Genomic DNA, 23564 nt, shown 5'->3' on the forward strand with positions numbered 1-23564 from the left:
AATATAGGGGGAGGCAACATGGCACAACGCAAGAGCCTGGTCGACCTGACCGTGCTCGCCCTGCTCACGGTGCAGCCGAGCCACCCCTACGAGCTCCACCGCTTCATCATCGACACGCACAAGGACTACATCACCGGCCTGCCGCGCAGCCTCTACCACGCGGTCGAGCGGCTGGCCGGGGACGAGCTGATCGTCCCCGCCGCGACCGGCCGCGAGGGCCGCCGGCCCGAGCGCACGGTCTACGAGATCACCGAGGAGGGCCGCGAGGAGCTGGTCACCCGGCTCCGGCGGCTGCTGGAGCAGCCCGACCCCGACCGGCGCGCCTTCGTGGCGGCCATCTCGCTGATCGGCTGCCTGCCGCTGCCCGAGGCGCAGCGGGCGCTGCGCACCCGCGCCGCCACCCTCGAAGGCACGCTCGCCGGGATGGAAGGACACATCAAGGCCATGCACGACAGTGGCCTGCCCGAGATCCTCATGCTGGAGGTCGAGTGCGAGCAGGCGCTGCACGCCGCCGAGCTCGCCTGGATCAGAAGGCTTCTCGACCGGCTCGACCAGGGCGAGCTCGCCTGGACGAGCACGACCGAGGGGTGAGAGAAGGGCCGCCGGGGTGCGCCAACACCCCGGCGGCCGGACATCCGAACACGGCGCCTGCCCTGCCCGGACGCGCAACTCCCAGGATAGGCGCCGCGACGAAAGGAGCTGTGCCATGTCCGAAGAGATCACCCGCCTGGTGGAGCGGATGACCGAGACCTGGAACGCCGGTGACTCCGCCGCCTACGCCGGCCTGTTCACCGAGGACGCCGACTACATCACCTTCTTCGGCCTGCACCTGCAGGGCAGGAAGGCGATCGAGGAGACACACCGCGCGCTGTTCGAGACCTCCATCAAGCTCGCCGAGGGCGGCCCCGCGCCGCTCGTCAGGCCGCTGACCGACGACGTCGCGCTGGTGATCGTCGGCGGCAACTCGTCGGTGAACGGCGTGCCCGACCCGAGCAGGGAGTCCGTCGTCACGCTGACCGCGCTGCGCACGCCGGAAGGCTGGCGGTTCGCCTCCTTCCAGAACAGCCGGGTGCGCAAGCCGTGAGGAAACGGCTGATCACCGAGGTGGCCGGGGTGGTCGGCGCCCCGGTCGAGCAGGTGTGGCAGGCCCTGACGCGCTCGCTGCCCGCGTACCCGATGACCGTCGAGCAGGACGGGTACACCGTCGCCTACCAGGGCGGCTGGTGGTACCGGGGCGAGTGGACCGTGCTCCCGCACCCCGAGGGCGCCCGCGTGGAGCACCGCGTCTACAACGTGGCCGAGTGGGGACGCTGGGGCGTGCCCCTGGCCAACCGGTTCTTCATCGGGTTCGCGCAGCGGACGAGGAAGGACTTCGCCGAAGGCATCGGCCGCATAGGGAAAGAACTGGGGTGCTCCGCCAGGCTGTCCTAGGCTGCTGGCCATGAGCCTGGTGTGGGAACCGCTGACCCCTGACGACGCCGAGGCGCTCGCCGCACTCCTGGCCGCGATCGAGGCCGAGGATCGCACGGGCGAGGTCCACGACCTCGACGACGTCAGGGAGCAGCTCGGCCACCGCCTGATCGACCTGGCCGCGGGGACGCTCGCGGCCAGGCAGGGCGGCGAGATCGTCGCCTACGGCTACCTGCCGGCCCGGCAGTCCGCCACCGACACCCACGTCATGCGGCTGTCGGGCGGCGTGCACCCCGCCCACCGCAGGCGCGGGCTCGGGCGGCGGATCGTCGACTGGAGCCTGGCCGCGGCGCCGGGGCTGAGCGAGCGGGCCTTCCCCGGCGTGCAGCCGGAGATCCACCTCTACGCGCCCGACACCAACCTCGGGCTGAAGGCGCTGGCCGAGGGCGCCGGTTTCGTCGCCAACCGCTGGTTCGCCCACATGGGACGCTCGCTGTCGGGCGACCTGCCGGCCGTCGCGCCGCCCGCCGGGGTGACCGTCACCACCTGGTCGCCCGACCTGGACGAGGGCGCCCGCCGCGTCCGCAACGAGGCGTTCCTCGACCACTGGGGCAGCGTGCCGCACACCCCGGAGAGCTGGCGCGACTACATCGTCGGCTCCCAGAACTTCCTGCCCGAATCGTCGTTCCTGGCCCTGCACGAGGGGCGGGCGGTGGGCACGCTCATCACCCACACCTTCGAGGGCTACAACGCGCTGGCCGGCGAGCGCCGGGCCTGGATCCAGATCATCGGGACGCTCCGGGAGTGGCGCGGCAAGGGCGTGGCCGGCGCGCTGATCGCGCACGCCCTGGCCGCCTTCCGCGCGCAGGGGTTCGACACGACCGGGCTGGGCGTCGACGCCGACAACCCCACGGGAGCCGTCAGCGTCTACTCCCGCGCCGGTTTCGAGATTTTCCAGCGCAGCACGAACTACGCCCTGGCCGTCAAACGGGGCTGAGCGCCCCCTCCGCGAGGGGGAACCGGGCCACGAAACCGGCGTCCGTGTACGTGAGTGTGCCGCCGTGCAGGTGGGCGATGTCCCTGGCGATGGGCAGGCCGAGCCCGGCGCCGCCGGCGTCCCTCGCCCGTGCCTCGTCCAGGCGGGTGAAGCGGCCGAAGACGGCCTCGCGGTGCTCCGGCGGGATCCCCGGGCCGTCGTCGCGCACCTCCAGCACGGCCCGGCCCTCCTCGGCGCGCACCCGTACGCGTACGGCCGAGGCGGCGTGCCGTACGGCGTTGTCGGCCAGGTTGGTGACCAGCCGGTCGAGGTGGGCGCGGGAGCCGTGCAGCACCACGTCCGGCTCGATGTCCAGCTCGACCCTGATCTCCGGCCGCCGCCTGGCGCGCAGCGACTCCTCGGCCGCCACCTGACCCAGGTCCAGCTCGTCGGTGCGCAGCGGCTCGCCGGCGTCCAGCTTGGCCAGCATGAGCAGGTCGGCGGCCAGCGACTGCAGGCGTTCGACGTCGGCCAGCGCCTCGCGGGTGAGCTCGCTCTGCTCGGCCAGTTCGAGCCGGGCCCGCAGGGTCGCGATGGGGCTGCGCAGCTCGTGCGCGGCGTCGGCGACGAACCGCTTGTGCCGGCCCACGGCCGTCTCCAGGCGGTCGAGGGTGCCGTTCACGGTGGTGGCCAGGGCCGCGATCTCGTCCTTGGAGCCCGGCACCGGCACGCGCTGGTGCAGGTCGCGGGCCGTGATGTCGGCCACCTTGGCCCTGATCGCGGCCACGGGGGCCAGCGCGCGGCCCACGGAGAACCAGGTCATCCCGGCCACCACGAGCAGCAGGGCGGGCACGCCGGGCAGCAACGCGCCGTACAGGGCCTGGACGGCCTTCTGCACGCCGTCCAGGGAGACCCGCGACCAGAGCGTGGCCGGGCCGGTCGGCGTGCTCACCTGCAGACCGGCGACGGCGTAGTCGGCCGGCTGCGCCCACAGGGCGGGCGAGCCGGTGGCGCGGCCGGCCAGGACGAGGTCCGGATCGGCGAGCCGCACCACGGACAGGTCGTCCACCATGATCGTGCTCATCTGGGCGGCGGTCGTCGTGGCCGCCGGCGTCGCCCCCTCCGGCATGATCGGCACCGTCTCCGCGTACGGCATCGCCGCCGCGGCGCGCCTGACCGCCTCCTCGCCCGCGTTGCCCTCCAGCGTGCCGCGCAACGCCATGACCAGCACCAGGGCGGCCACGCCGAGCGCCAGGGCCACCACCAGCGTCGCCGCGACGGTGGCCCGCACCCGCACCGACGACAGCCCGCCCGACACCCGGGCCCACGTCGGCCGTCCGAGCAGCGCCTTCATGCCGCCTCCAACCGGTAACCCGCTCCCCGGACGGTCACCAGCGTCGTCCGGCCGAACGGCAGGTCGATCTTCCTGCGCAGGGCGCTGATGTAGACCTCGACGATGTTCGGGTCGCCGTCGTAGGAGAAATCCCACGCCTGGGCCAGCAGCTCGCTCTTGGAGACCACCTCGCCGGGACGGCGGGCCAGCGCGTGCAGCACCGCGAACTCCTTCGGCGTCAGCCCGACCTCCACCCCGCCCCTGCGGCAGCGCAGGCCGGCCGGGTCCACCACCAGGTCGCCGACCGTGATCGTCACCGGCCGCTCGGTCCCGCCGCGCCGCACCAGGGCGCGCAGCCGGGCCAGCAGCACCACGTACGAGAACGGCTTGGCCAGGTAGTCGTCGGCGCCGTTGTCGAGCGACTCGGCCTCGTCGTAGACGCCGTCCTTGGCGGTGAGCATCATGATCGGGGTCCAGTCGCCCGCCTCGCGCAGCCGGGAGCAGACCGTGTAGCCGTTCATCCTGGGCAGCATCACGTCCAGGACGATCACGTCGTAGGCGTTCTCGGTCGCCATCCACAGGCCGTCGCGCCCGTCGTGGGCCACGTCCACGGCGAAGCCCTCGCCTGCCAGCCCGCCCTTGATCAGGCCGGCCAGCCGTTCCTCGTCCTCCACCAGCAGCACTCGCACGACGTCCAGAGTGCCTGAGCGAACCTAAAGCCAACCTGAAGATCATTTCGGGCGCGTTCAGGGTCGCTTCAGGTGCGGGCGAGCACGCTCGGGGGCGTTCGGATGGATTCCACTGAGGAGAATGCATGTTCAAGCGACGTCTCGCGGTCCTCGGCACGGTGGGGGTGCTCGCGCTCGCGGGCCTGGGCGGCTCCGCCCTGGCCGACGGAACCCCCGCACCCGATGCCACCACCGCCACGACCACGGCTGTGCTCTGCCGGACGCCGGACGGCAAGGAGGTCAAGCTCGCCGGCGGCCCGGCGGCCCGCGTGTTCGTCATGCGCGACGAGAAGGGGGAGCGGGCGGACGGCGCGCCGGAGCTCAAGGCCGAGCGGGGCCGCGTGATCGAACTCGCCCCCCGGACGATCACCGAGGCCGCGCCGACCACGCCTTCCGCCCCGACCGCCCCTCAGTTCGGCACCGAGGCCGCGCCCACCACGCCTTCCGCCCCGAGCGCCCCTCAGTTCGGCACCGAGGCCGCGCCCACCACGCCGAGCGCCACCGTTCCCGAGGGCGAGGCCGTGCCCGCCGTCCCGGCGACCCCCCTGACCGATGCCGAGGCCGGGCCCACCGCCCTTCCCGAAGGCGAGGCGGCGCGGATGCTTCCGGCGCTGCCCGCGACCGAGCTTCCCCCGGGGGCCGTGCAGCTGGACGACCCCAGCAAGGTCGTCCACATCGTGTGCGCCCCCGCCGAGCCCGCCAAGTAGTTTCACCCGGGGAACGACGGGTGCGGGCCGAGCGCCCAGTACTCGTACAGCCCGTAACCGACGAGCCCGTCGTACTCGAAGCGGCCGACGGCGTCGACCAGGCCCCACATCCTGGCGGCGTCGTCGGGCAGCCGGTACGTCACCCCCTGCACGACCGGCCCCGGCCCCTGGTACATGCCGTGCCTCCACTCCGGCTCCAGCCCGTATCCGGTGCCGGCCATGAGGTGCACCGGCAGCACCGGCGTGCAGCGCACCTCGAACGGCCTGCCGCCCGGCGGCGAGAAGGCGATCACGGCGTCCACGACGTCCCGGGTGCCCGGGGCGTAGACCGGGCGGTAGTCCGGCCGGCCGAGGTACTCCTCCTCCCGCCCGTCCGTCCAGACGCGTACGGCCTCCTCCAGCAGCCGCCGGCCACGGTGGTCCTCCTGGATGATGCACAGGATGGCGTGGTCGTCGAACTTCATCGGCGTGTACAGCCAGTAGAACGTGCCGGGGTTGTTCGCCTGGATGCCGGGCGGCTCGGGCTCGCCCACCGGCCGCACGCCCCATGACCGGTCCCTGGTGCCGAGCCAGCGGTCGGGGGTGACCGGGATCACCTGCTCGCCGACGGTGATGCTGCCGGACCAGCGGCCGGTCTGGGCGAGCCGCATCGAGTCGAACATCACCCGTTCCTGCCATCGCAGGAAGTGGCGGGGTTCGAGGGTCGCCGGGATCGTCCCCTCCCAGTCGAGCTCGAAGGACAGGCCATGCTCGGTCGGCTCCAGGATCACGCGGAGCCGTTTGAGCCCTTCGATCACCTCGACCCGGAAGGGGCCGATCCTGGTGTCCATCCGGTCGGGGCCCAGCTCGCGCGAGGCCCGCACGACCCGGTGCAGGTCGCCGTGCCTTACGAGGGCGAAGGCGTCGGTGACGCCGAGGTTGGGGTACTGGCCGAGGCCGACGATCAGCATGAGCTCGTCGGTGCCGGCGTGGCAGTTGAAGTAGTAGCGGTCGTAGAAGTTGCGGTCGGAGGTGGCGACGTGCCGCATGACCTGGGCGGTCTGGTGCACGGGGTGATCGTCGAGCGGTGACAGCGCCATGCTCGGCTTTGTAGCAAGCGCTTGGTGAACCGTCAACGGGCCGGAACGCGGAAGCGCGCCCCCGCTCTCGTGAGAGCGGAGGCGCGCTTCCGGTCCGGATCAGGGCATGTTGTGCGATGCCTGGTCCGTCTTGTTCTGCACGTTGGACGCCATCCGGTCCGCTGAATGCGCGGTCCTGTCCGCCTTCTCGCCGACCCAGCGTGATGCATCGGAGGCAGAGTCCTTCATGTGCTCGGTCCACTGCTGGGCGTTGCGACGGTAGGCCATGTAGCCGATCGCGCCGACCGCAAGACCGGTCAGCAGCACCATCGTCGGCCACCGCCGTGACCGGGACGGTTTCGGGTCGATTCGCTTGGCCGCCGCCGACAGCATCCTGCTGACCTTGGGGGCGACCTGATCCTCGAACCCGTGCGCCGCGGCGTCGAGCCTTGGCGCCGCCCAGTAACGGGCGTCTTCGATGCGCTGTGCGGTGGCCACCTTGGCCTGGTCCGCCATTGGCGCCATGCGATGGCCGGTCTTGACGGCCTGGGCCTTCATGCGGCCCATCCACGTGGCGGGTACCTCTATTACCACGCGGCGTCTCTTCAGTGTCAGGGACACGACAACCTCCCCTGTCGTTGGGGCCCCGCGCTTGACCTTCCCTGGACAAGGCGGCTCAATCATGGCGGTCCATGGGAGGATGGCTCAGGAGGCCGAACGGCCATATTCCTCAGAACATCACAAACAACCCTGTGCATAGAGGGGGGCAGCTGTCTCGTGGCTGAGAAGCTGATCGCAAATCTGAAGACCAATCGCGGCGATATCAAGGTCGAGCTTTTCCCGAACCAGGCGCCGAAGACCGTCCGCAACTTCGTGGAGCTCGCCGAGGGCACCCGCGAGTGGACGCATCCGGAGTCGGGCGAGAAGAGCACGGCCCGTCTGTACGACGGGACCATCTTCCACCGGGTCATCTCCGGTTTCATGATCCAGGGCGGAGACCCGCTCGGCCAGGGCATCGGCGGCCCCGGCTACGAGTTCGACGACGAGATCCACCCGGACCTCTACTTCAACCGGCCCTACCTGCTGGCCATGGCCAACGCGGGCGTCCGGTTCGGCAAGGGCACCAACGGCTCGCAGTTCTTCATCACGGTCGTGCCCACGCCGCACCTCAACGGCAAGCACACGATCTTCGGTGAGGTCGTCGAGGGCCAGGACGTCGTCGACGCCATCGCCAAGACCGACACCGACCGGCGCGACCGTCCCGTCCAGGACGTCGTCCTGGAGTCGGTCACCATCGAGCGCGTACAGGGCTGAGCCGATCCCTGACGGGGGCGGGCCGTCCACGGGTCCCGCCCCCTTCGGGCAGGCATGTCACAGCCCTGATCGACGGCACACAGCTACGTCCGGTACGTCATAGGCTCTGGACATGACCAGCCAGCCGCCCAGCCCGCCCTCGCAGCCCGAGCAGCCCGCCGAGGCGGTCCCCACGTGCTACCGGCATCCCGGCAGGGAGACCTGGGTCCGCTGCCAGCGCTGCGACCGGCCCATCTGCCCCGACTGCATGCGCGACGCCGCCGTGGGCTTCCAGTGCCCCGAATGCGTCGCCCAGGGCAACCAGGGCTTCCGCCAGGCCCGCTCCACCTTCGGCGGCCAGGTCGTCGGCACGCCGTACGTCACCTGGGCCATCCTGGCCGTCAACGTCCTCGTCTTCGGCGCCCAATACCTCGTGCCCGCCGTCACCGGCGCGCTGCAGATGTGGCCGGCCGGAGTGGCGGTCTTCGGCGACTACTACCGGCTGGTCAGCGCCGCGTTCGTGCACGCCGGCGTCTTCCACATCCTGTTCAACTGCTGGGCGCTCTACGTCGTCGGGCCCTACCTGGAGCGCGCGTTCGGGCACGTGCGGTACACGGCCCTCTACCTCGTCAGCGCCGTCGGCGGCAGCGTGCTCAGCCTCTGGCTCGACCCGCTCGGCCAGCCGACCGTGGGCGCGTCCGGAGCCATCTTCGGCCTCTTCGGCGCCGTCTTCGTGGTGGGCCGCAAGCTCAACATGGACGTACGCGGCATCGCCATGCTCATCGTGATCAACCTGGTGATCACCTTCGTGTTCCCCGGCATCAGCTGGACCGGGCACGTCGGCGGCCTGATCACCGGCTCGGTGCTGGCGGGAGCGATGGCCTACGCCCCCAAGACCAACCGGACCCTGTGGCAGGTGCTGGCGATCGCGGGAGCGCTGGCCGTGCTAGCCGTGCTCGTGATGGCCCGGACCTCGGCGATCCTGAGCTCGATCTGACTTCCCCAGGCTGTGGAAAAGACTGTGGAAAGAACTAACGCCAGCGGGTGGAAAGAACCACACCGAAGATGATGAAGACAAACCCGATCAGCAGGTTCCAGTTCTGGAGGTCGCTGAAGAAGGGCGCCTGCGGGGCGACGTAGTAGATCGCGATCCACAGGATGCCGATGATCCAGGACACCACCATGGTGGGCGCCAGCCAGCGCGGGCTGACCCTGACCTGCTGGGACTTCTGCGGCGGGGTGTAAACCGCCTTCTTGCGAGCCTTGGACTTGGGCACTGGGTAACTCCTGCTGAGGGCCTGGGCTTCCGGATCGTCCACAGGCTCTTCGTTAAGCGTAGTTGAAGCGTGCCCCAGGATAGTCGCCACGCGCACGACATGGCGATCCCCCACGTCGGGAGATGTCATGAATACGCTGACGACATGCGGTCCATCTTCCGGGCCGTGGGGGAGCTGAGCATCACCGCCGGCCTGGTCCTCATGTTGTTCTGCGCCTACCTGCTCTGGGGCACCGGCGCCTACACCAAGAGCCAGCAGTTGCTGCTCCAGCGCGAGCTGGCCGCCGAGAAGGCGGAGCGCGACCGCGGCCGCATCGACAAGATCCAGCTCGGCAGGGCCGTCGCCATGCTGAGCATCCCGCGGCTCGGCCGCGACTACCGGTACGCCATCGTCGAGGGCGTGGACGCCGAGCACCTGAAGAAGGGCCCGGGACACTACCCCGACAGCGCCATGCCCGGCCAGATCGGCAACTTCGTGGTCTCGGGCCACCGGACCACGTACGCGGCCCCGTTCAAGGAGCTCGACGAGCTCGAACGCGGCGACGAGATCATCGTGGACGCCCGCGAGGCCCGCTACACCTACCGCGTCACGTCCCAGGACGTCGTGGAGCCCACGGAGGTGGAGGTGCTCGCCCCCGTCCCCGGCAAGCCCGACATCCGTCCCATCCGCGCCTACATCACCCTCTCCACCTGCCATCCCGAGTACTCCGCCGCCCAGCGTCTCATCGTGTACGGCGTGCTCAAGAAGACCGAGCTCAGAATGGAATGAGATGTACGGCTGGATCTGGCGCAAACTGCCCGGCGACCCCCGTCGCAAGGTGCTGGCGGCCGCCTTGCTGGTCGTGGTCGTGGGGGTCGTACTCTGGTATGCCGTGTTCCCGCTCCTGGAGCCGGCGGTGACGCTCGACGAGGTGACCGTAAGAAGATGACCCGCGTGCTGGTCGTGGACAACCACGACAGCTTCGTCCACACGATCGTCCAGTACCTGCGCGTGCTGGGCGCCGACTGCGACGTGCGCCCGCGTGACGTCGTGGGCGTGCGCGACGGCGACGCCTTCGACGGCGTGCTCGTCAGCCCCGGGCCGGGCACGCCGGAGGCGGCCGGCGTGAGCGTGCCCCTGGTGCTGCGCGCGGCCGAGCGCGGCACGCCCCTGCTCGGCGTCTGCCTCGGCCACCAGGCCATCGCGGTCGCCTTCGGGGCCACCGTGGCCCGCGCGCCCGAGCTGGTCCACGGGCGTACCAGCGCCGTGCACCACGACGGCAAGGGGGTCTTCGAGGGCCTGCCGTCGCCGGTGCCGATGACCCGCTACCACTCGCTCGCCGTGCTGCCGGAGACCGTCCCCGAGGTCCTCGACGTGACCGCCCGCACCGACGACGGGGTCATCATGGGCCTGCGCCACCGCCGGGCGCCCATCGAGGGCATCCAGTTCCACCCGGAGTCGGTGCTGTCCGAGCACGGCCACCGGCTGCTCGGGAACTGGCTGCACGGGATCGTGTAACGCCCGGCTCGCACAGAGCGACTACCAAATGAACGCCCCCGCCGTTGCCCCCGAGCGGCGGGGGCGTTCTCCACGCTCCCCGTAACCCCGGCTCCCGGCGCACCGGAACACCCGCCACCCAGCTCTTCCCACAACGCGGGACGCTCGCCAGCTCGGGCCCTTCCCACAACACGGCGCACTCGCCCCCCGCCCCCTTCCGCGAGGCGTAGTGGTCGGCGGGCCGGAAGTTCTGCGGTGGAACGCCGAGGGCCGCCCTTCCCGTGTGGGGAGGGCGGCCCTGGGCGGTCGGGTCAGCCGTTGAGGCCGTCGTCGCCGATCGGGTTGTCCTCGGTCGGCTCGTCGGACGGGAAGTCGTCCGTCTGGTCGTCGGTCGGTTGCTCGGTCGGCTGCTCGTTGGTGGGCGGCGGAGCCGTCTCGGGGCCGGTGGACACCACGATCGTGATCGTCGTGTTCGGCGGCAGCTTCTGGCCCGCGCCCGGGTTCTGCTGGATGACCGTGCCCTCGGCCTGGTTGTCGGCCTGCGGCGACACCTTCACCTTGAAGCCGGCGCCCTTGAGCGCGGCGATGGCGTCCTGCTGGGTGTAGCCGGTCACGTCGGGCAGCTCGGTCAGCTCGAACGGCACGTAGAGGGTGACGCTGGCGTCCTTCTCGATCTCGGTGCCGGCCGCCGGCTTGGTCTCGAAGACCTTGCCCTGGGGCTTGGCGGACTGCTTGGTCTTGACCACGCCCTTCAGGCCGACGTCGGCGAGGGCCTTCATCGCTTCCTGGGTGTCCATGCCGATGAGCCCGTCGGGTACGGCGACCTTCTCCTTGCCCTTGGACACGACCAGCTTGACCGTGGCGCCCTTCTCGACCTTCTCGCCCTCCGCCGGCTCGGTCCGGATCACCGTGCCCTTGCCGAACTCGTCGCTGGCCTCCTGCACCACCTCGGGCTTCAGGCCCAGGGTGATGAGCGCCTTCTGCGCGGGATCCAGCTTCTGCGTGGACAGGGCCGGGATGGTGACCGAGGCGTCGGTGGGCGCGGCCTTGGTGCCGAACACCAGGTAGCCGACCGTGACGAAGGCGCCGATGATCAGCAGCGGGATGATGATCCACAACGCTGTCTTGACCGCGTTGCCGCCACCGCCGCCGGAGGCCCTGCGCCGCCCCACGCGGGTGCCGTCGCCGTCGCCGTACTCGTACGGCGGGACCGCGCCGGTGCGCTGCGTGGCCGGGCCCTGGGCCGCCTGGGTGGCGGTCATCATGCGGGTGCCCTGGTTGAAGTTCCCGGTCATCGCCATCGTCTGGGCGTCGACCGGCATGCCGGACATGGCCCGCTGGATGTCGGCCCGCATCTCGCCGGCGTTCTGGTAGCGGTGGGCCGGGTCCTTGGCCATGGCCTTGAGCACGATCGCGTCGGCCCACGCCGGGATCTCGCGGTCGATCTGCGAGGGCGGGATCGGCTCTTCGCGGACGTGCTGGTAGGCGATCGCCACCGGGGAGTCGCCGGTGAACGGCGGCTGGCCGGTGAGCAGCTCGTACAGCACGCAGCCGGTGGAGTAGATGTCGCTGCGGGCGTCGACCCGCTCGCCGCGGGCCTGCTCGGGCGACAGGTACTGGGCGGTCCCTATCACCTGCGCCGTCTGGGTCATGGTGGCGGCCGAGTCGGCCATCGCGCGCGCGATGCCGAAGTCCATCACCTTGACGTCGCCGGCGCGCGTGATCATCACGTTGGCCGGCTTGATGTCACGGTGGACGATGCCGCCGCGGTGGCTGTAGTCGAGCGCGCGCAGGATGCCGTCGACCAGCTCGGCCGCCCGCTCGGGCAGCAGCCGGCGGTCCTGGCGCAGCAGGTCGCGCAGCGTCCGGCCGTCGACGTACTCCATCACGATGTAGGGCACCGGGGTGCCGTCGGTGACGTCTTCGCCGGTGTCGTAGACAGCGACGACGGCGGGGTGGTTCAGTGAGGCCGCCGACTGCGCCTCGCGGCGGAAGCGGGCCTGGAAGGTGTGATCGCGCGCCAGGTCGGAGCGGAGGGTCTTGATCGCGACTATGCGGTCCAGCCGGATGTCTCGGGCGCGATACACCTCGGCCATGCCGCCGCGCCCGACGACACCGTCGAGCTCGTAACGACCTCCGAGTAGCCGAGGCTGAGTCATTTCCTGCACTGTCCCTTACCGTTCATCTTGGGTACCGGCCTGCTCGGGGGGCCGCCGGTGTCCATCATCGACCCCGTAGCGCATCACGTCTCCTCCTTCGGCGGGTTTGTGCCACCCGGGTCCGGCGAAGCGGTTGGTGTCGGAGTTGTCGGTGTCCTGCTGGGCGTTGGGGTGGTGGGGGTGGGAGTCGGGGTACGGGTGGTCGGGGTTGGCTTCGGTGTCGGCTTCTTCGTAGGAGTAGCCGACTTGCTTACCGTAGCCGACCGCGAGGGTACCGGCCGCGTCGACTTCACCGGAACCGCCGGGGGTCGGCGCGTGTGCTTCTTCGTCCGCGTGGGCCTGAGCAGCTCAGGCGACTGCATCGGGGAGTGGCTGGGCTCGGCGATCTCCGGCAGGGGAGGCGGCGTCGTATTTCGGTTGGCGAACGTGATCGCACTCAGCCCCACCGCGGCCACGCAGCCGGCCGTCGCGACCAGCGCCAGCGTCCGCGCGCCGCGGCGGCTGCGGGGCGGCGGGTCGGGCGGGCTCTGGACGGTCGTCGCCGGGGCGAGGCTCTCGGTCGCCCGCTGGTCCTCCGTGGCCGGCTCGCGCACCCGGAAACCCGCCGGATCGGTGTACATGCTCAGGTCGGCGCCCTGCTCGACGCCCTCGGCCAGCGACTGGCGCAGCACGTACGCCCGGTCGGCCGCCTCCAGCGCCGAGGCCGGGCGCATCCCCGGCTCCTTGGACAGCAGCGTCATGACCAGGTCGCGCACCGGGACGGGCACGTCCGCGCCGAGCGGCGGCGGCTGCTCGTTGAGGTGCAGCAGCGCGATCGCCACCTGGCTGTCGGCCCGGAACGGCGTGTGGCCCGCCAGGCACTCGTAGGCCACCACGCCCAGCGAGTACAGGTCGGTCGCGGGTGTGAGCGGGAAACCCTGGGCCTGCTCGGGGCTGACGTACTGGGCAGTGCCGAGGACGGTGCCGGTCTGCGTGACGGGCGCGGCCTCCAGGGCGCGGGCGATGCCGAAGTCGGTCACCTTGATCGTGCCCTCGCGGGTGACCAGCAGGTTGCCGGGCTTGACGTCCCTGTGGATGATCCCGGAGGAGTGGGCCGCGTGCAGCGCCTTGGCGGTCTGGTGCACCACGTCGAGGGCCACCTCGGGCCCGAGCGCGCCGTTGCGCCCCAGGATGGCCGACAGCGGCTCGCCGTGCACCAGCTCCATCACGAGATAGGCCAGATCGCTCTGCTCGCCGTAGTCGAAGATCTGGGCCACCCCTGGATCGGCCAGGGCGGCCGTGAGCCGCGCCTCGTTGCGGAAGCGCTCGCGGAACGTGGGGTCGGCGTGCATGTGACTGCGCAGGATCTTGACCGCGACCTCGCGGCCCAGAAGCTCGTCACGGGCGCGCCACACCTCTCCCATACCGCCCGTGGCGATGCGGGAGAGCAGAAGATAGCGGTTACGGAGCCGCATGACCCAGCACGTTACCGTCACTCACTTGTTCAGCACCGCCTCCAGCACAGCCTTTGCGATCGGGGCGGCGGTGTGGCCGCCCGTGGCCTCCGCGCCGACGTTGGCCGCGCCCGACTCGACGATGACCGCCAGCGCCACCTTCGGGTCCTCGGCGGGCGCGAAGGAGATGAACCAGGCGTGCGGCGGCGCGCCGTTGCTGGTCTCCGCGGTGCCGGTCTTGCCGCCCACCTGGACGCCCGGCACCTGCGCGAGGTTGGCCGTGCCGTTGTTGACCACGCTGACCATCATGTCGCGCAGCTTGCTCGCCGTCTCGGAGCTGACCGCCTCGGTCAGCTCCTCGGGCTTGGCCTCCTCCATGACGTCGTTCTTGGAGTCGGTGATCTTGTTCACCAGGTACGGCTTCATCACCTTGCCGTCGTTGGCGATGCCGGCCGCGATCATGGCCATCTGCAGCGGCGTCATCCGGTTGTCGCGCTGGCCGATGGAGGCCATCGCGAGCGCGGCGTCGTCGTACTTGCTGCCGAAGTCGCTCTGGGCCACCGACATCGGCACGCCGATCTGCTTGCCCATGCCGAACTTCTCGGTCTGCTCGTTGAGCTTGTCGAAGCCCAGCTGCATGCCGATCTTGGCGAACGGCGTGTTGCAGGACTTCTCCAGCGCGTACACGAGCGGCACCTGGCCGGCGCCGCAGGCCGCGCCGCCGTAGTTGGGCAGGCTGATGTTGGTGTTGGGCAGCGGCAGCCGCTGCGGCGCGTCGACCGTGGTGTCGCCGCCGCGCGAGGAGTCGTCCTCCAGGTACGCCGCCGCCGTCACGACCTTGAACGTCGACCCCGGCGGGTACGTCTGGGCGATGGCCCGGTTGAGCAGCGGCTGGCTCTTGTCCTTGTCCAGCTCGTTGTAGCGGGTGAACACCGTGCCCTTGTCGGTGCCCGACAGCTCGGCCGGGTCGAACGTGGGCAGCGACACCATCGCCAGGATCCCGCCGGTCCGCGGGTCGAGCGCCACCAGCGCGCCGCGCTTGCCGCTGGCGCGCAGGGCGTCGTAGGCCGCCTTCTGCGCCTTGGGGTTGATCGTGAGGTCGACGTTCGCGCCCCTGGTCGGCTCGCCCGTGAACAGGTCGATGCTCCGCCGCAGCAGCAGGTCGGCGCTGGAGCCGTCGAGCAGCTTGTTCTCGGCCCCCTCGATCGCGCTCGCGCTCTCGGGCGAGAAGTAGCCCGTGACGTGCGCGTAGAGCTTCCCGTCGGTGTACTTCCTGATGAACCTGAAGTTCTTGCTGTCGGTCTCCACCGACTGGGCGATCACCTTGCCGCCGGCGGTGATGCGGCCGCGTTCGACGGCGTAGCGCTCGTAGTAGTTGCGGCGGTTGCTCGGGTTGGAGCGGTAGTCGTCGGCCCGGACCGCCTGGAGGATGTTCACGTTGATCATCAGGAGCGCGAACATGACCAGGCAGGCCACGGCCGCGCGCTTCAGAGTGCTGTTCATCGCTGGAACACCTGGGTGAGTCCTTCGTTCTGGATCGCCTGGGGCGGGGGCCGTCGCGCCGCGTCTGACATGCGTACCAGCAGCGCGATAAGGATCCAGTTAGCCAGCAGCGCCGAGCCGCCCTGCGACATGAACGGGGTGACCAGGCCGGTCAGCGGGATGAGGTTCGTCACGCCGCCGACGATGATGAACACCTGCCAGGCCAGGATGAACGACAGGCCGCCCGCCAGCAGCTTCGAGAACGGGTCGCGGGCCACGAGCGAGGTGCGCAGGCCGCGCTCGACCAGCAGCGCGTAGAGCATGAGCAGCGCCATCAGGCCGGTCAGCCCGAGCTCCTCGCCGGTCGCGGCGAAGATGAAGTCGGAGAAGCTCAGCGGGATCAGGTCGGGGTGGCCCTGGCCGAGCCCGGTGCCGAGGATGCCGCCCGCGCCGAACCCGAACAGCCCCTGCATGATCTGGTAGCTCTTGCTGCACATCGGGTCGCCCGGCGGGTCCTCCAGGCAGACGGGAGCCGTGCCGTAGTAGACCGGGTTGCTCGGGTCGAGCCAGGCGTCGAAACGCGCGCCCACGTGGTCGAAGACCTGCCCGGCGAGGAAGGCGCCGCCGACGAACAGCAGGATGCCGATGAGCACCCACGAGGTGCGCTGGGTGGCGATGTAGAGCATCGCGATGAACGTGCCGAACAGCAGCAGCGAGGTGCCCAGGTCCTTCTCGAAGACCAGCACCAGCAGGCTGAGGCCCCAGGTGACCAGGACCGGCCCGAGGTCCCGGGCACGCGGCAGGTCGATGAAGAGCAGCCGCCGCCCGGCCAGCGCCAGCACGTCGCGCTTGGCCACCAGGTAGCCGGCGAAGAAGACCACCAGCGCCAGCTTGGCGAACTCGCCCGGCTGGATGGAGAAGCCGCCGATGCGGATCCAGATCTTGGCGCCCTGGACCTCGCTGAGCGAGCCGGGCAGCAGCGCCGGGATCGCCAGCAGCACCAGGCCCACCGCGCCCGCCGTGTACGTCAGGCGTTGCAGCATGCGGTGGTCGCGCAGCACGATCAACGTGATCGAGAACATCACGACGCCGACGCCGGTCCACATGATCTGGTTGGCCGCGGAGGCGCCGCCCATGTCGGCCGACTCCAGCCGGTAGATCATCACCAGCCCGAGGCCGTTGATCAGGGTGACCAGCGGCAGGATCAGCGGGTCGGCCCATGGTGCGAACTTGGCCAGCACCAGGTAGGCCGCCAGCATCAGGCCGCCCAGGCCCAGCCCGTAGGCCAGCATGCCGGCCGGCACCTTGCCGTCGACGGCCAGGCCGACGTTGGCGTAGGCGCCCATGATGATCAGCACCGCCAGGGCGAGCAGGACCAGCTGGGCCACCCGCCGTTTGGCCGGCATCGGGACGGGGGTCGCGAGCATTTCTGCCATTTATTGCGATTTCGTCTTGGTGGCGGAGGGAGTCGGGGACGTGGCCGTGGTGGAGCTCGTGTCGCCCGTGTCGCCCTTGTCGTCCTGGGAGAACTTCAATCCGTTTATCTTCGTCACGCCTTCGTTGACGTCGGTGACGGGGATGCCGCTCTTGATCAGGGCCTGGTCCGCCGGGGACAGCTTGGAGACCGGACGGCCGGTGCGCTTCTCCACGTGGAAGAACTCGATCGGCCCCACCTCCTGCTTGATCCCCTGGAAGATGACCACTTCGTCGCCCCTGGCACCGACGAAGAACTGGTCCTGGGTCCACTGCCATCCGAGGTAACCGCCGGCGCCCAAGGCGACGGCGCCCACCCCGAGCACGGTGACCAGCACGGGCCACACACGACGGCGCCGCCCCGACCGCCGGGTCGCCTGCGCGACCGGCTCATCGAAGTCGTCACCGCCGGCGATCGCCGGCTGGGGTGCGGTCACCGCGCTCACTCGCCCCGGCTGGGTCTCCGGGGCGCCTCCTCGCAGCCTGGTCATCCCCGCGGCGCCGACGACCGCCGCCTCCACGGGAACTTCCTGGCCGTCGCTGATCTCCAGCACGTCGGCGAGCACGCACGTGATGTTGTCGGGCCCGCCGCCCCGGTTCGCCAGATCGATGAGCTGGCGGACCACCTCTTCGGGGTCGTCGATGTTGGTCAGCGTGGCGTGCAGCGTCTCGGCGCTCACCACGCCCGACAGGCCGTCGGAACAGAGCAGGTAGCGGTCGCCCACCTGCGCCTCGCGCAGGGTGAGGTCGGGATCGACCTCGCCGCTGCCGTCGAGCGCGCGCAGCAGGATCGATCGTTGGGGGTGCGTGGCCGCCTCTTCGGGCGTGATGCGCCCGTCGTCGACGAGCTGTTGCACCAGGGTGTGGTCATGGGTGATCTGGTAGAGCTCGCCGCGTCTCAGGAGGTAGGCGCGCGAGTCGCCCACGTGCACCAGGGCGACCTGGGTGCCGTTCCAGAGCATGGCGGTGAGCGTCGTGCCCATGCCTTTGAGGCTGGGATCCCGCCCGACCATCTCGTGCAGCCGGCGATTGGCGTCGCGCACCGCTGCCTCGATGGCGTTGAGCAGGTCACCCCCCTGTTGGGCCTCTTCCAGAGAGGCCATGGCGGCGATGGCGACAGAGCTCGCCACCTCGCCGTGTGCGTGCCCGCCCATGCCGTCGGCGACGGCCAGCAGGCGGCCGCTAGCGTACGCCGAGTCCTCGTTCCCTTCGCGGAGGAGGCCGACGTCCGAGCGGGCGGCGTAGCGGAGTGCGATGGTCATTTGCGCAATTCAATGACTGTCTTGCCGACGCGGATCGGAACACCGAGCGGCACCGGGGTCGGACGGGTGACTTTCGAGCGGTCGAGATACGTGCCGTTGGTCGAACCGAGATCTTCCACGATCCACTGACCGTCCTGAGGGAAGAGCCGGGCATGCCGGCTGGATGCGTAGTCGTCGCTGACTACCAGCGTGGCGTCGTTCGCCCGGCCAATGGTGATGGGCGTCTCCGTGAGGTTAATGGTGGTGCCCTGCAATGGGCCACCGGTAACGATGAGCTGGCGTGGCTCGCCCTTTTTGCTCTTGGGCTTGGCCACCGGTTTGGCGGGCTTCACGGCTTTGCGCGGGCCCGCGGGAGCCGTGCGTGAACCGAACAAGTCAGTCCGGATCACGCCGACTGCGGCAATGACGAAAAACCACAGCACCGCCAGGAAGGCGAGCCGGATCAGCAGCAGCGTGAGCTCGGACATGGACCGTCTGTCTACCCCTAATCGCGCCGGAACACCAGAGTCGTGCGTCCCAGCGTCACTCGCGTGCCGTTCTGGAGCTCGATTCTGCGTACCGGCTGGCCGTTGACGAAGGTGCCGTTCGTCGAACCGAGATCGACGAGGGCCACGAGCTGCCCCTCGACGCGCAGCTCCGCATGGTGCCGCGAGACTCCCGGATCGACAAGACGAAGATCGCAGTCGGTGCCCCTGCCTAGCAAGGTCACCGGCGTGGTGAGCTCGTAGGAGCGGTCGCCCTGCGGGTCGTCCTGGGTGGAGACGAGCAGCCTGGGCCGCCCGTTGAAGGCCCCGGGCCTGGACGGGGGCAGGTCGCTCGCCGGCTGGCGGATCTCGTCCTGCTCGACCGTCGCGCCGCGGATGACGCCGGACCGGATGCGGAACAGGCCCACAGCCAGGTCCCCGGCGGTCTCGAAGCGCACCCGGACCGGTCCCACGAAGGAGTAGCCCTGTTCCTTGGCGTACTCCCTGGCGAGGTTGGCCAGCTCGTGGCTGATGCTGTCGGCGTAGACCTCAAGCCGTTCGCTGTCGGTCGTGGACAGCTCCACCACGAAGTCGTTGGGCACGAGCGTCCGGCCCTGTGCGACGATCGCCGCCCGCTCGTCCATCTCCCGTTGAACCGCGCTGGCGACCTCGACCGGCTGAAGGTCAGATTTGAACGCCCGCGCAAAGGCCCCCTCAACCAAGCCTTCGAGCCTTCGCTCGAAGCGCTGAAGGACTCCCACCGGGTACCTCCCTTCTTCCCTGCATATGATCGCGGCCCCAGACGCTTCCGGCGCCCGGTTTCCGCTCGTCCCACGAGGCGGCGTCGTGACGCTCGTTGCCAGTCGCGCCCAGCTCCTCCGCTTCCGTGTCTTCTGCGATCGTATCCGGGTTCAGTACCAGTGGCTGTTCCGTGCTACTGTTTCTCCGCACCCACAAACGGGCGGGTGGCGGAACGGCAGACGCGCACGGTTCAGGTCCGTGTGTCCGAAAGGACGTGAGGGTTCAAATCCCTCCTCGCCCACTCGGTGACTAGGGGATCCTTGGTCGCCGGCCTTACAGGTCGGCTTCCTCGGGTCCCCTCGTCATATCTGCCCGGGGGATAACCCCCGGACCCCCAGGGGGACAAGCGTTCGGGGGATTCTCCCCCGGGCCCCCGTCCATGGGGGTTGCTCGTCTCTCGGGTCTGGCCCACAGTTTCGTACCGGGTTCTGGTGCGCAAGGGTCCTGGGATTTCTTTCTTGTGACGTGGCTCTTGGACTTTAGGTCAGCCGACTTGCAGCGAACTTTCTGGTGGCTTGCGTGATTTAGGTCACATTGGTTTGGTGGGCGGGTTCGGGTGATCCTGAGGGCTACGGCAAACTGTGGCCGCTGGGTTTCTGTTCAGGGGGTTGCCGCACATGGATGACTCGATGGTTCAGCTGCTCACGCCCTCCGGTGAGCGCGTGGAGCATCCGGAATATCCGCTGGTCGTCTCGGATGATGAGATCCGGGATCTTTATCGGGATCTCGTGACCGTCCGGCGGATCGACTCCGAGGCCGTCGCGCTCGCCCGTCAGGGGGAGCTGGGGCTGTGGACGTCCCTGCTCGGTCAGGAGGCCGCCCAGGTCGGCTCCGGGCGCGCCGTCGGGGATCTGGACGCCGTCTTCCCCTCCTACCGGGAGCACGGGGTCGCCTACTGCCGGGGGATGGACCCCCTCGACGTGGTCGCCATGTGGCGCGGCGTCAACCACGGCGGCTGGGACCCGTCCCGGCACAACTTCTTCCTGTACACGATCGTCATCGGGACGCAGGCGCTGCACGCCACCGGTTACGCGATGGGCATGCAGCGCGACGGCGTCATCGGCACCGACAAGGCCGGGGCGACCATCGTCTACTTCGGCGACGGCGCCACCTCACAGGGCGACGTGAACGAGGCGTTCGTCTTCGCGGGCGCCTGCCACGCGCCGATCGTGTTCTTCTGCCAGAACAACCAGTGGGCCATCTCCGAGCCCCAGGAACGCCAGTCGCGGATCCCGCTGTACCGCCGGGCCGAAGGCTTCGGGTTCCCCGGCGTCCGGGTCGACGGCAACGACGTGCTGGCCTGCCTCGCGGTCACGCGCAAGGCGCTGGCCGACGCCCGGTCGGGGCAGGGGCCCACGCTCATCGAGGCGTTCACGTACCGGATGGGGGCGCACACCACCTCCGACGACCCCACCCGCTACCGGGCCAAGGACGACGTCGAGGCGTGGCGGCGGCGCGACCCCATCGAGCGGGTCAGGGCGTACCTGACCGCGGCCGGCACCGGCGACGACTTCTTCCGCGAGGTCGAGGCCGACGCCGCCAAGATCGGGGCCGAGCTGCGCAGGCGGCTGCTCGAACTGCCCGACCCCGTCCCTTCGGCGATCTTCGAACACGTCTACGCCGAGCCGCACCCGCTCATCGAGGCCGAGCGGGCGCAGCACGCCGCCTACCTCGACGGGTTCGCCGCCGGGGAGTAGGCGCGCGAGGCGGCCTTGGTGTCCAGGAGCTCGCCCAGCAGGTCCGTGAGGCTCACCATGCCGATGACCGCGCCGCCCTGGCCGGTGACCAGCGCCAGGTGCGCGCGGGCCTCCTGAAGGGCCGTCACGGCCTCGGGGACCTGCGTGACGCACGCGAGCCTCGGCAGCGGCCTGGCGAGCTCACCGGCCGTACGCGTGGGCTGCAGGAGGGCGTCACGGGCGTGCAGGACGCCCTCGATGCCCGCCGGACCGCCCACCAGCAGCCGCAGGTGCCCGCTGCCCGCCGCCCTGGCCCTGATCTGGGCCGACCCGGCGGCCGGCGGCACCTTCACGGCCCGGTCGATCGGCACCATCAGACGCTCGATGCCCTCGGCCTGCAGCCGCAGCGCGCGGGTGAGCAGGTCGTGCTCCTCGCGGTCGAGCAGGCCCATCCGGCCCGACTCGCCCACCAGCATGGCGAGCTGCCGGGGCGTCCTGGTGGTGGCCAGCTCGTCGCGCGGCTGCACGCCGAACAGGCGCAGGATCAGGTTGGTCAGCCCGTTGAGCGACGACAGCAGCGGCCGCATGAGCTGCGTGAACCCGCGGAACGGCAGCGTCAGCACCAGCGCCGCCCGCTCGGGGTGCGTCAGCGCCCACGACTTGGGGGCCATCTCGCCCACCACCATGTGCAGGAACGTCACCAGCGCCAGCGCGATCGTCAGCGCGATCGGCATGCGCAGCGACTCCGGCACGCCGACGGCGGCGAAGACCGGCTCCAGGAAGTGCTCGATGGCCGGCTCGGTGACCTGGCCGAGGCCCAGCGTGCACAGCGTGATGCCGAGCTGCGCGCCGGCCAGCATGAGCGAGAGCTGACGCCCGCCGCCCACGGCCGACTTGGCCGCGACCCGGACCAGGCGGTTGCCGCCCGAGGCCATCTCCTCCAGGCGGTGCCGCCTGGCGGAGACGAACGCGAACTCGGCGGCCACGAACAGCGCGTTGAAGAACAGCAGCGCGAGGCTGACCAGGATCATCGTCATCGGGACGCCTCCGCGTGCTGCACGGGCGCGAGCCGCACCCATTCGGGCACCCGGCGGTTGAGCGACATGACGGTCAGCTCGGCCAGGTGCTCGGCCGCGTCGTCGGCGAACGGGTCGGCGACCCCCTCGATCGGGACGGTCACCATGTCGCCGGGGTCGGGCATCCGGCCCAGCCGGGCCAGCACCAGGCCGGCGAGGGTGTCGTAGTCGTCGCTCTCCGGCAGCGCGACGCCGGTCGCGCGCTCGACCTCGTCCAGCCTGAGCCAGCCGGGCACCTCCCAGACGCCGCCGGGCCGTTCGACGGCGCCCGCCGGCTCGGGGTCGTTCTCGTCGACGAGCTCGCCGACCAGCTCCTCGGCCAGGTCCTCGACGGTGAGCACGCCGGCCAGGCCGCCGTACTCGTCGATGACGCAGACGATGTCGTCGTTGGCCGCCCGCATCCGGTCGAGGACGGCCGGCAGCGGCAGCGAGTCGGGCACCAGCAGCGCGGGGCGGGTGATGCTGCCGACCAGGCCCTCGTCCAGGCCGGACTCCAGCAGCTCGCGCACGCCCGTCACGCCCACCACGTCGCCGTCGTCACCGACGACGGGGTAGCGGGAGTGGCCGCGTTCGCGCATGACCTCCACCAGGTCGGAGATGGGCTGGGAGTCGCGCAGCGCCACCACGCGGGGGCGCGGCACCATGATCTCCTCGGCGCTGTGGTCGCCGAACTCCAGGGCGCGCTCCAGCAGCTCCGACAACCTCGGGGGCAGCTCGCCCGCCTGGGTCGACTCCTCGATGATCCGGGAGAGCTCCTCGGGGGTGGCCCCGTGCTCGACCTCCTCGACCGGCTCGATGCCGACGCGGCGGAGCAGCCCGGTGGCGGCCGAGTCGAACAGCTTGACCACCGGCCCGACGACCGCCAGGTAGACCAGCGTGGACCCGGCCAGGAACTTGGCCACCGGCTCGGGCCTGGCGATGCCGAGGTTCTTCGGCGCCAGCTCGCCGAGCACCATCTGCACCACGGTCGCCACGAACACGCCGGCGGCCACGGACAGCCCCGTGATCGCCGCGTCGGGCAGGCCCGTGCCGTCGAGCCAGGGCCGTACCAGGACGGAGATGGCCGGCTCGGCCAGGAAGCCGACGAGCAGGGCCGTGACGGTGATGCCGAGCTGGGCGCCCGAGAGCATGAACGAGAGCCGGGAGGTCACCTGGAGCGCCTTTTCGGCCTGGGTGTCACCGGCGGCGGCCTGCTCGCGCAGGAGGCCCCGGTCGGCGGCGACGAAGGCGAACTCCTGGGCGACGAAGTACCCGGTGGCGGCGGTGAGGAGGAAAAGGGCCAGTAGGCCGAGATAGGCGCTCACCGGGGTGAGCCCTCAGAGGAACCCGTGCCGAGGCACGGGCCAAGACTCCACGAGTCCGGAGCGGACACGATCATCCCTTCGATAGAGGTCGTCCATAACGCTAACGACGCAGTCCGCGTCTATGTTTCCGCAGTGACTCTCAGCTAGTTGTGTGTACTTGTCCGTGGGAGAAACTT

At 70.4% G+C, this 23564-nt stretch carries 25 protein-coding genes and 1 tRNA gene; 12 read left to right on the plus strand and 14 right to left on the minus strand.

From position 1 onward, the window contains the following. Positions 1-18: 18 nt before the first annotated feature. From ACIBQ6_RS16370 to ACIBQ6_RS16385, 4 genes are all read left to right on the plus strand, one after another. Complete coding sequence (locus tag ACIBQ6_RS16370) at positions 19-591, plus strand: PadR family transcriptional regulator (RefSeq protein ID WP_397212692.1); 573 nt, start codon at positions 19-21, stop codon at positions 589-591. Between the two features lie 115 nt (positions 592-706). Continuing rightward, positions 707-1084 carry an SgcJ/EcaC family oxidoreductase gene (locus tag ACIBQ6_RS16375; RefSeq protein ID WP_358291034.1) on the plus strand — a complete coding sequence of 126 codons (378 nt, stop codon included), beginning with the start codon at positions 707-709 and terminating at the stop codon, positions 1082-1084. Beyond that, positions 1081-1431 (plus strand): hypothetical protein, encoded by a 351-nt coding sequence (locus ACIBQ6_RS16380; RefSeq protein WP_397212694.1) that lies wholly within the window; start codon positions 1081-1083, stop codon positions 1429-1431. The genes ACIBQ6_RS16375 and ACIBQ6_RS16380 overlap by 4 nt, the downstream gene beginning before the upstream one ends. 10 nt (positions 1432-1441) lie before the next feature. Beyond that, a complete protein-coding gene (locus ACIBQ6_RS16385; RefSeq protein WP_397212696.1) occupies positions 1442-2407 on the plus strand; it encodes a GNAT family N-acetyltransferase in 966 nt (321 codons plus the stop codon). Here the strand turns inward: ACIBQ6_RS16385 and ACIBQ6_RS16390 are convergent. Next, positions 2394-3740 carry an ATP-binding protein gene (locus ACIBQ6_RS16390; RefSeq protein ID WP_358291028.1) on the minus strand — a complete coding sequence of 449 codons (1347 nt, stop codon included), beginning with the start codon at positions 3738-3740 and terminating at the stop codon, positions 2394-2396. The genes ACIBQ6_RS16385 and ACIBQ6_RS16390 overlap by 14 nt on opposite strands. Then, positions 3737-4408, minus strand: coding sequence for a response regulator transcription factor (locus tag ACIBQ6_RS16395; protein ID WP_352363329.1), 672 nt, complete (start codon positions 4406-4408; stop codon positions 3737-3739). Before ACIBQ6_RS16395 ends, ACIBQ6_RS16390 begins: the two co-directional genes overlap by 4 nt. A 125-nt stretch (positions 4409-4533) precedes the next feature. Here ACIBQ6_RS16395 and ACIBQ6_RS16400 point away from each other — a divergent pair, with 125 nt between their 5' ends. Then, positions 4534-5154, plus strand: a complete 621-nt coding sequence (locus ACIBQ6_RS16400) for a hypothetical protein (RefSeq protein WP_397212699.1) — start codon at positions 4534-4536, stop codon at positions 5152-5154. A 2-nt stretch (positions 5155-5156) separates the two neighbouring features. Here the strand turns inward: ACIBQ6_RS16400 and ACIBQ6_RS16405 are convergent, their stop codons facing one another. Together ACIBQ6_RS16405 and ACIBQ6_RS16410 are read right to left on the minus strand one after the other, a co-directional pair. Next, positions 5157-6233, minus strand: a complete 1077-nt coding sequence (locus ACIBQ6_RS16405; RefSeq protein ID WP_397212701.1) for a hypothetical protein — start codon at positions 6231-6233, stop codon at positions 5157-5159. A 99-nt stretch (positions 6234-6332) separates the two neighbouring features. Beyond that, a complete protein-coding gene (locus tag ACIBQ6_RS16410) occupies positions 6333-6770 on the minus strand; it encodes a hypothetical protein (RefSeq protein WP_352363324.1) in 438 nt (145 codons plus the stop codon). 219 nt (positions 6771-6989) lie between these two features. On the opposite strand from ACIBQ6_RS16410, the gene ACIBQ6_RS16415 reads away from it, so the two are divergent. Beyond that, the gene (locus ACIBQ6_RS16415) at positions 6990-7526 is read left to right on the plus strand and encodes a peptidylprolyl isomerase (protein WP_352363322.1); all 537 of its coding nucleotides are present in this window, start codon (positions 6990-6992) and stop codon (positions 7524-7526) included. A 112-nt stretch (positions 7527-7638) separates the two neighbouring features. Continuing rightward, the gene (locus ACIBQ6_RS16420; protein ID WP_397212703.1) at positions 7639-8502 is read left to right on the plus strand and encodes a rhomboid family intramembrane serine protease; all 864 of its coding nucleotides are present in this window, start codon (positions 7639-7641) and stop codon (positions 8500-8502) included. A 34-nt stretch (positions 8503-8536) separates the two neighbouring features. Here the strand turns inward: ACIBQ6_RS16420 and ACIBQ6_RS16425 are convergent, their stop codons facing one another. Continuing rightward, entirely contained in the window at positions 8537-8782 is a 246-nt protein-coding gene (locus ACIBQ6_RS16425; protein WP_358291020.1) for a cell division protein CrgA, read from the minus strand. Positions 8783-8926: 144 nt separating this feature from the next. On the opposite strand from ACIBQ6_RS16425, the gene ACIBQ6_RS16430 reads away from it, so the two are divergent. The 3 genes from ACIBQ6_RS16430 to ACIBQ6_RS16440 are packed head-to-tail and all read left to right on the plus strand — an operon-like array spanning position 8927 to position 10279. Beyond that, positions 8927-9550 (plus strand): class E sortase, encoded by a 624-nt coding sequence (locus ACIBQ6_RS16430; RefSeq protein WP_397212705.1) that lies wholly within the window; start codon positions 8927-8929, stop codon positions 9548-9550. 1 nt (position 9551) lies between these two features. Then, positions 9552-9710 carry a hypothetical protein gene (locus ACIBQ6_RS16435; RefSeq protein WP_358291016.1) on the plus strand — a complete coding sequence of 53 codons (159 nt, stop codon included), beginning with the start codon at positions 9552-9554 and terminating at the stop codon, positions 9708-9710. Further along, a complete protein-coding gene (locus tag ACIBQ6_RS16440) occupies positions 9707-10279 on the plus strand; it encodes a gamma-glutamyl-gamma-aminobutyrate hydrolase family protein (protein ID WP_364327984.1) in 573 nt (190 codons plus the stop codon). Before ACIBQ6_RS16435 ends, ACIBQ6_RS16440 begins: the two co-directional genes overlap by 4 nt. A 290-nt stretch (positions 10280-10569) precedes the next feature. Here the strand turns inward: ACIBQ6_RS16440 and pknB are convergent, their stop codons facing one another. From pknB to ACIBQ6_RS16475, 7 genes are all read right to left on the minus strand, one after another. Further along, positions 10570-12417, minus strand: a complete 1848-nt coding sequence (pknB, locus tag ACIBQ6_RS16445; protein WP_397212707.1) for a Stk1 family PASTA domain-containing Ser/Thr kinase — start codon at positions 12415-12417, stop codon at positions 10570-10572. An 83-nt stretch (positions 12418-12500) separates the two neighbouring features. Beyond that, positions 12501-13871, minus strand: a complete 1371-nt coding sequence (locus ACIBQ6_RS16450) for a serine/threonine-protein kinase (RefSeq protein ID WP_397212709.1) — start codon at positions 13869-13871, stop codon at positions 12501-12503. 21 nt (positions 13872-13892) lie between these two features. After that, entirely contained in the window at positions 13893-15353 is a 1461-nt protein-coding gene (locus tag ACIBQ6_RS16455; RefSeq protein WP_358291008.1) for a penicillin-binding protein 2, read from the minus strand. Further along, positions 15350-16768, minus strand: coding sequence for an FtsW/RodA/SpoVE family cell cycle protein (locus tag ACIBQ6_RS16460; protein WP_358291006.1), 1419 nt, complete (start codon positions 16766-16768; stop codon positions 15350-15352). Before ACIBQ6_RS16460 ends, ACIBQ6_RS16455 begins: the two co-directional genes overlap by 4 nt. After that, positions 16769-18067 carry a Stp1/IreP family PP2C-type Ser/Thr phosphatase gene (locus tag ACIBQ6_RS16465; RefSeq protein ID WP_397212712.1) on the minus strand — a complete coding sequence of 433 codons (1299 nt, stop codon included), beginning with the start codon at positions 18065-18067 and terminating at the stop codon, positions 16769-16771. Then, on the minus strand, positions 18064-18534 hold the full coding sequence (locus ACIBQ6_RS16470; RefSeq protein WP_357693136.1) for an FHA domain-containing protein: 471 nt from the start codon (positions 18532-18534) through the stop codon (positions 18064-18066). The genes ACIBQ6_RS16465 and ACIBQ6_RS16470 overlap by 4 nt, the downstream gene beginning before the upstream one ends. A 17-nt stretch (positions 18535-18551) precedes the next feature. Then, complete coding sequence (locus tag ACIBQ6_RS16475) at positions 18552-19292, minus strand: DUF3662 and FHA domain-containing protein (RefSeq protein ID WP_125640997.1); 741 nt, start codon at positions 19290-19292, stop codon at positions 18552-18554. A 198-nt stretch (positions 19293-19490) separates the two neighbouring features. Between ACIBQ6_RS16475 and ACIBQ6_RS16480 the strand changes: the two genes are divergently transcribed. Together ACIBQ6_RS16480 and pdhA are read left to right on the plus strand one after the other, a co-directional pair. Beyond that, positions 19491-19573, plus strand: a tRNA-Leu gene (locus tag ACIBQ6_RS16480). Positions 19574-19961: 388 nt separating this feature from the next. Continuing rightward, on the plus strand, positions 19962-21029 hold the full coding sequence (gene pdhA, locus ACIBQ6_RS16485; RefSeq protein WP_397212714.1) for a pyruvate dehydrogenase (acetyl-transferring) E1 component subunit alpha: 1068 nt from the start codon (positions 19962-19964) through the stop codon (positions 21027-21029). Here pdhA and ACIBQ6_RS16490 read toward each other — a convergent pair. Both ACIBQ6_RS16490 and ACIBQ6_RS16495 read right to left on the minus strand, forming a co-directional pair. After that, entirely contained in the window at positions 20999-22045 is a 1047-nt protein-coding gene (locus tag ACIBQ6_RS16490) for a hemolysin family protein (protein WP_357982951.1), read from the minus strand. The genes pdhA and ACIBQ6_RS16490 overlap by 31 nt on opposite strands. Continuing rightward, positions 22042-23388, minus strand: a complete 1347-nt coding sequence (locus ACIBQ6_RS16495) for a hemolysin family protein (protein ID WP_358290998.1) — start codon at positions 23386-23388, stop codon at positions 22042-22044. Before ACIBQ6_RS16495 ends, ACIBQ6_RS16490 begins: the two co-directional genes overlap by 4 nt. Positions 23389-23564 lie beyond the last annotated feature (176 nt).

This window comes from Nonomuraea sp. NPDC049655, assembly GCF_044465465.1.
Lineage (GTDB): Bacteria > Actinomycetota > Actinomycetes > Streptosporangiales > Streptosporangiaceae > Nonomuraea.

Coding starts and splice junctions, on each gene's coding strand:
- ACIBQ6_RS16370 (WP_397212692.1), top strand. CDS start 19: ATGGCACAACGCAAGAGCCTGGTCGACCTGACCGTGCTCGCCCTGCTC.
- ACIBQ6_RS16375 (WP_358291034.1), top strand. CDS start 707: ATGTCCGAAGAGATCACCCGCCTGGTGGAGCGGATGACCGAGACCTGG.
- ACIBQ6_RS16385 (WP_397212696.1), top strand. CDS start 1,442: ATGAGCCTGGTGTGGGAACCGCTGACCCCTGACGACGCCGAGGCGCTC.
- ACIBQ6_RS16390 (WP_358291028.1), bottom strand. CDS start 3,740: ATGAAGGCGCTGCTCGGACGGCCGACGTGGGCCCGGGTGTCGGGCGGG.
- ACIBQ6_RS16400 (WP_397212699.1), top strand. CDS start 4,534: ATGTTCAAGCGACGTCTCGCGGTCCTCGGCACGGTGGGGGTGCTCGCG.
- ACIBQ6_RS16405 (WP_397212701.1), bottom strand. CDS start 6,233: ATGGCGCTGTCACCGCTCGACGATCACCCCGTGCACCAGACCGCCCAG.
- ACIBQ6_RS16410 (WP_352363324.1), bottom strand. CDS start 6,770: ATGAAGGCCCAGGCCGTCAAGACCGGCCATCGCATGGCGCCAATGGCG.
- ACIBQ6_RS16420 (WP_397212703.1), top strand. CDS start 7,639: ATGACCAGCCAGCCGCCCAGCCCGCCCTCGCAGCCCGAGCAGCCCGCC.
- ACIBQ6_RS16430 (WP_397212705.1), top strand. CDS start 8,927: ATGCGGTCCATCTTCCGGGCCGTGGGGGAGCTGAGCATCACCGCCGGC.
- ACIBQ6_RS16435 (WP_358291016.1), top strand. CDS start 9,552: ATGTACGGCTGGATCTGGCGCAAACTGCCCGGCGACCCCCGTCGCAAG.
- ACIBQ6_RS16440 (WP_364327984.1), top strand. CDS start 9,707: ATGACCCGCGTGCTGGTCGTGGACAACCACGACAGCTTCGTCCACACG.
- pknB (WP_397212707.1), bottom strand. CDS start 12,417: ATGACTCAGCCTCGGCTACTCGGAGGTCGTTACGAGCTCGACGGTGTC.
- ACIBQ6_RS16450 (WP_397212709.1), bottom strand. CDS start 13,871: ATGCGGCTCCGTAACCGCTATCTTCTGCTCTCCCGCATCGCCACGGGC.
- ACIBQ6_RS16455 (WP_358291008.1), bottom strand. CDS start 15,353: ATGAACAGCACTCTGAAGCGCGCGGCCGTGGCCTGCCTGGTCATGTTC.
- ACIBQ6_RS16460 (WP_358291006.1), bottom strand. CDS start 16,768: ATGGCAGAAATGCTCGCGACCCCCGTCCCGATGCCGGCCAAACGGCGG.
- ACIBQ6_RS16465 (WP_397212712.1), bottom strand. CDS start 18,067: ATGACCATCGCACTCCGCTACGCCGCCCGCTCGGACGTCGGCCTCCTC.
- ACIBQ6_RS16470 (WP_357693136.1), bottom strand. CDS start 18,534: ATGTCCGAGCTCACGCTGCTGCTGATCCGGCTCGCCTTCCTGGCGGTG.
- pdhA (WP_397212714.1), top strand. CDS start 19,962: ATGGTTCAGCTGCTCACGCCCTCCGGTGAGCGCGTGGAGCATCCGGAA.
- ACIBQ6_RS16490 (WP_357982951.1), bottom strand. CDS start 22,045: ATGACGATGATCCTGGTCAGCCTCGCGCTGCTGTTCTTCAACGCGCTG.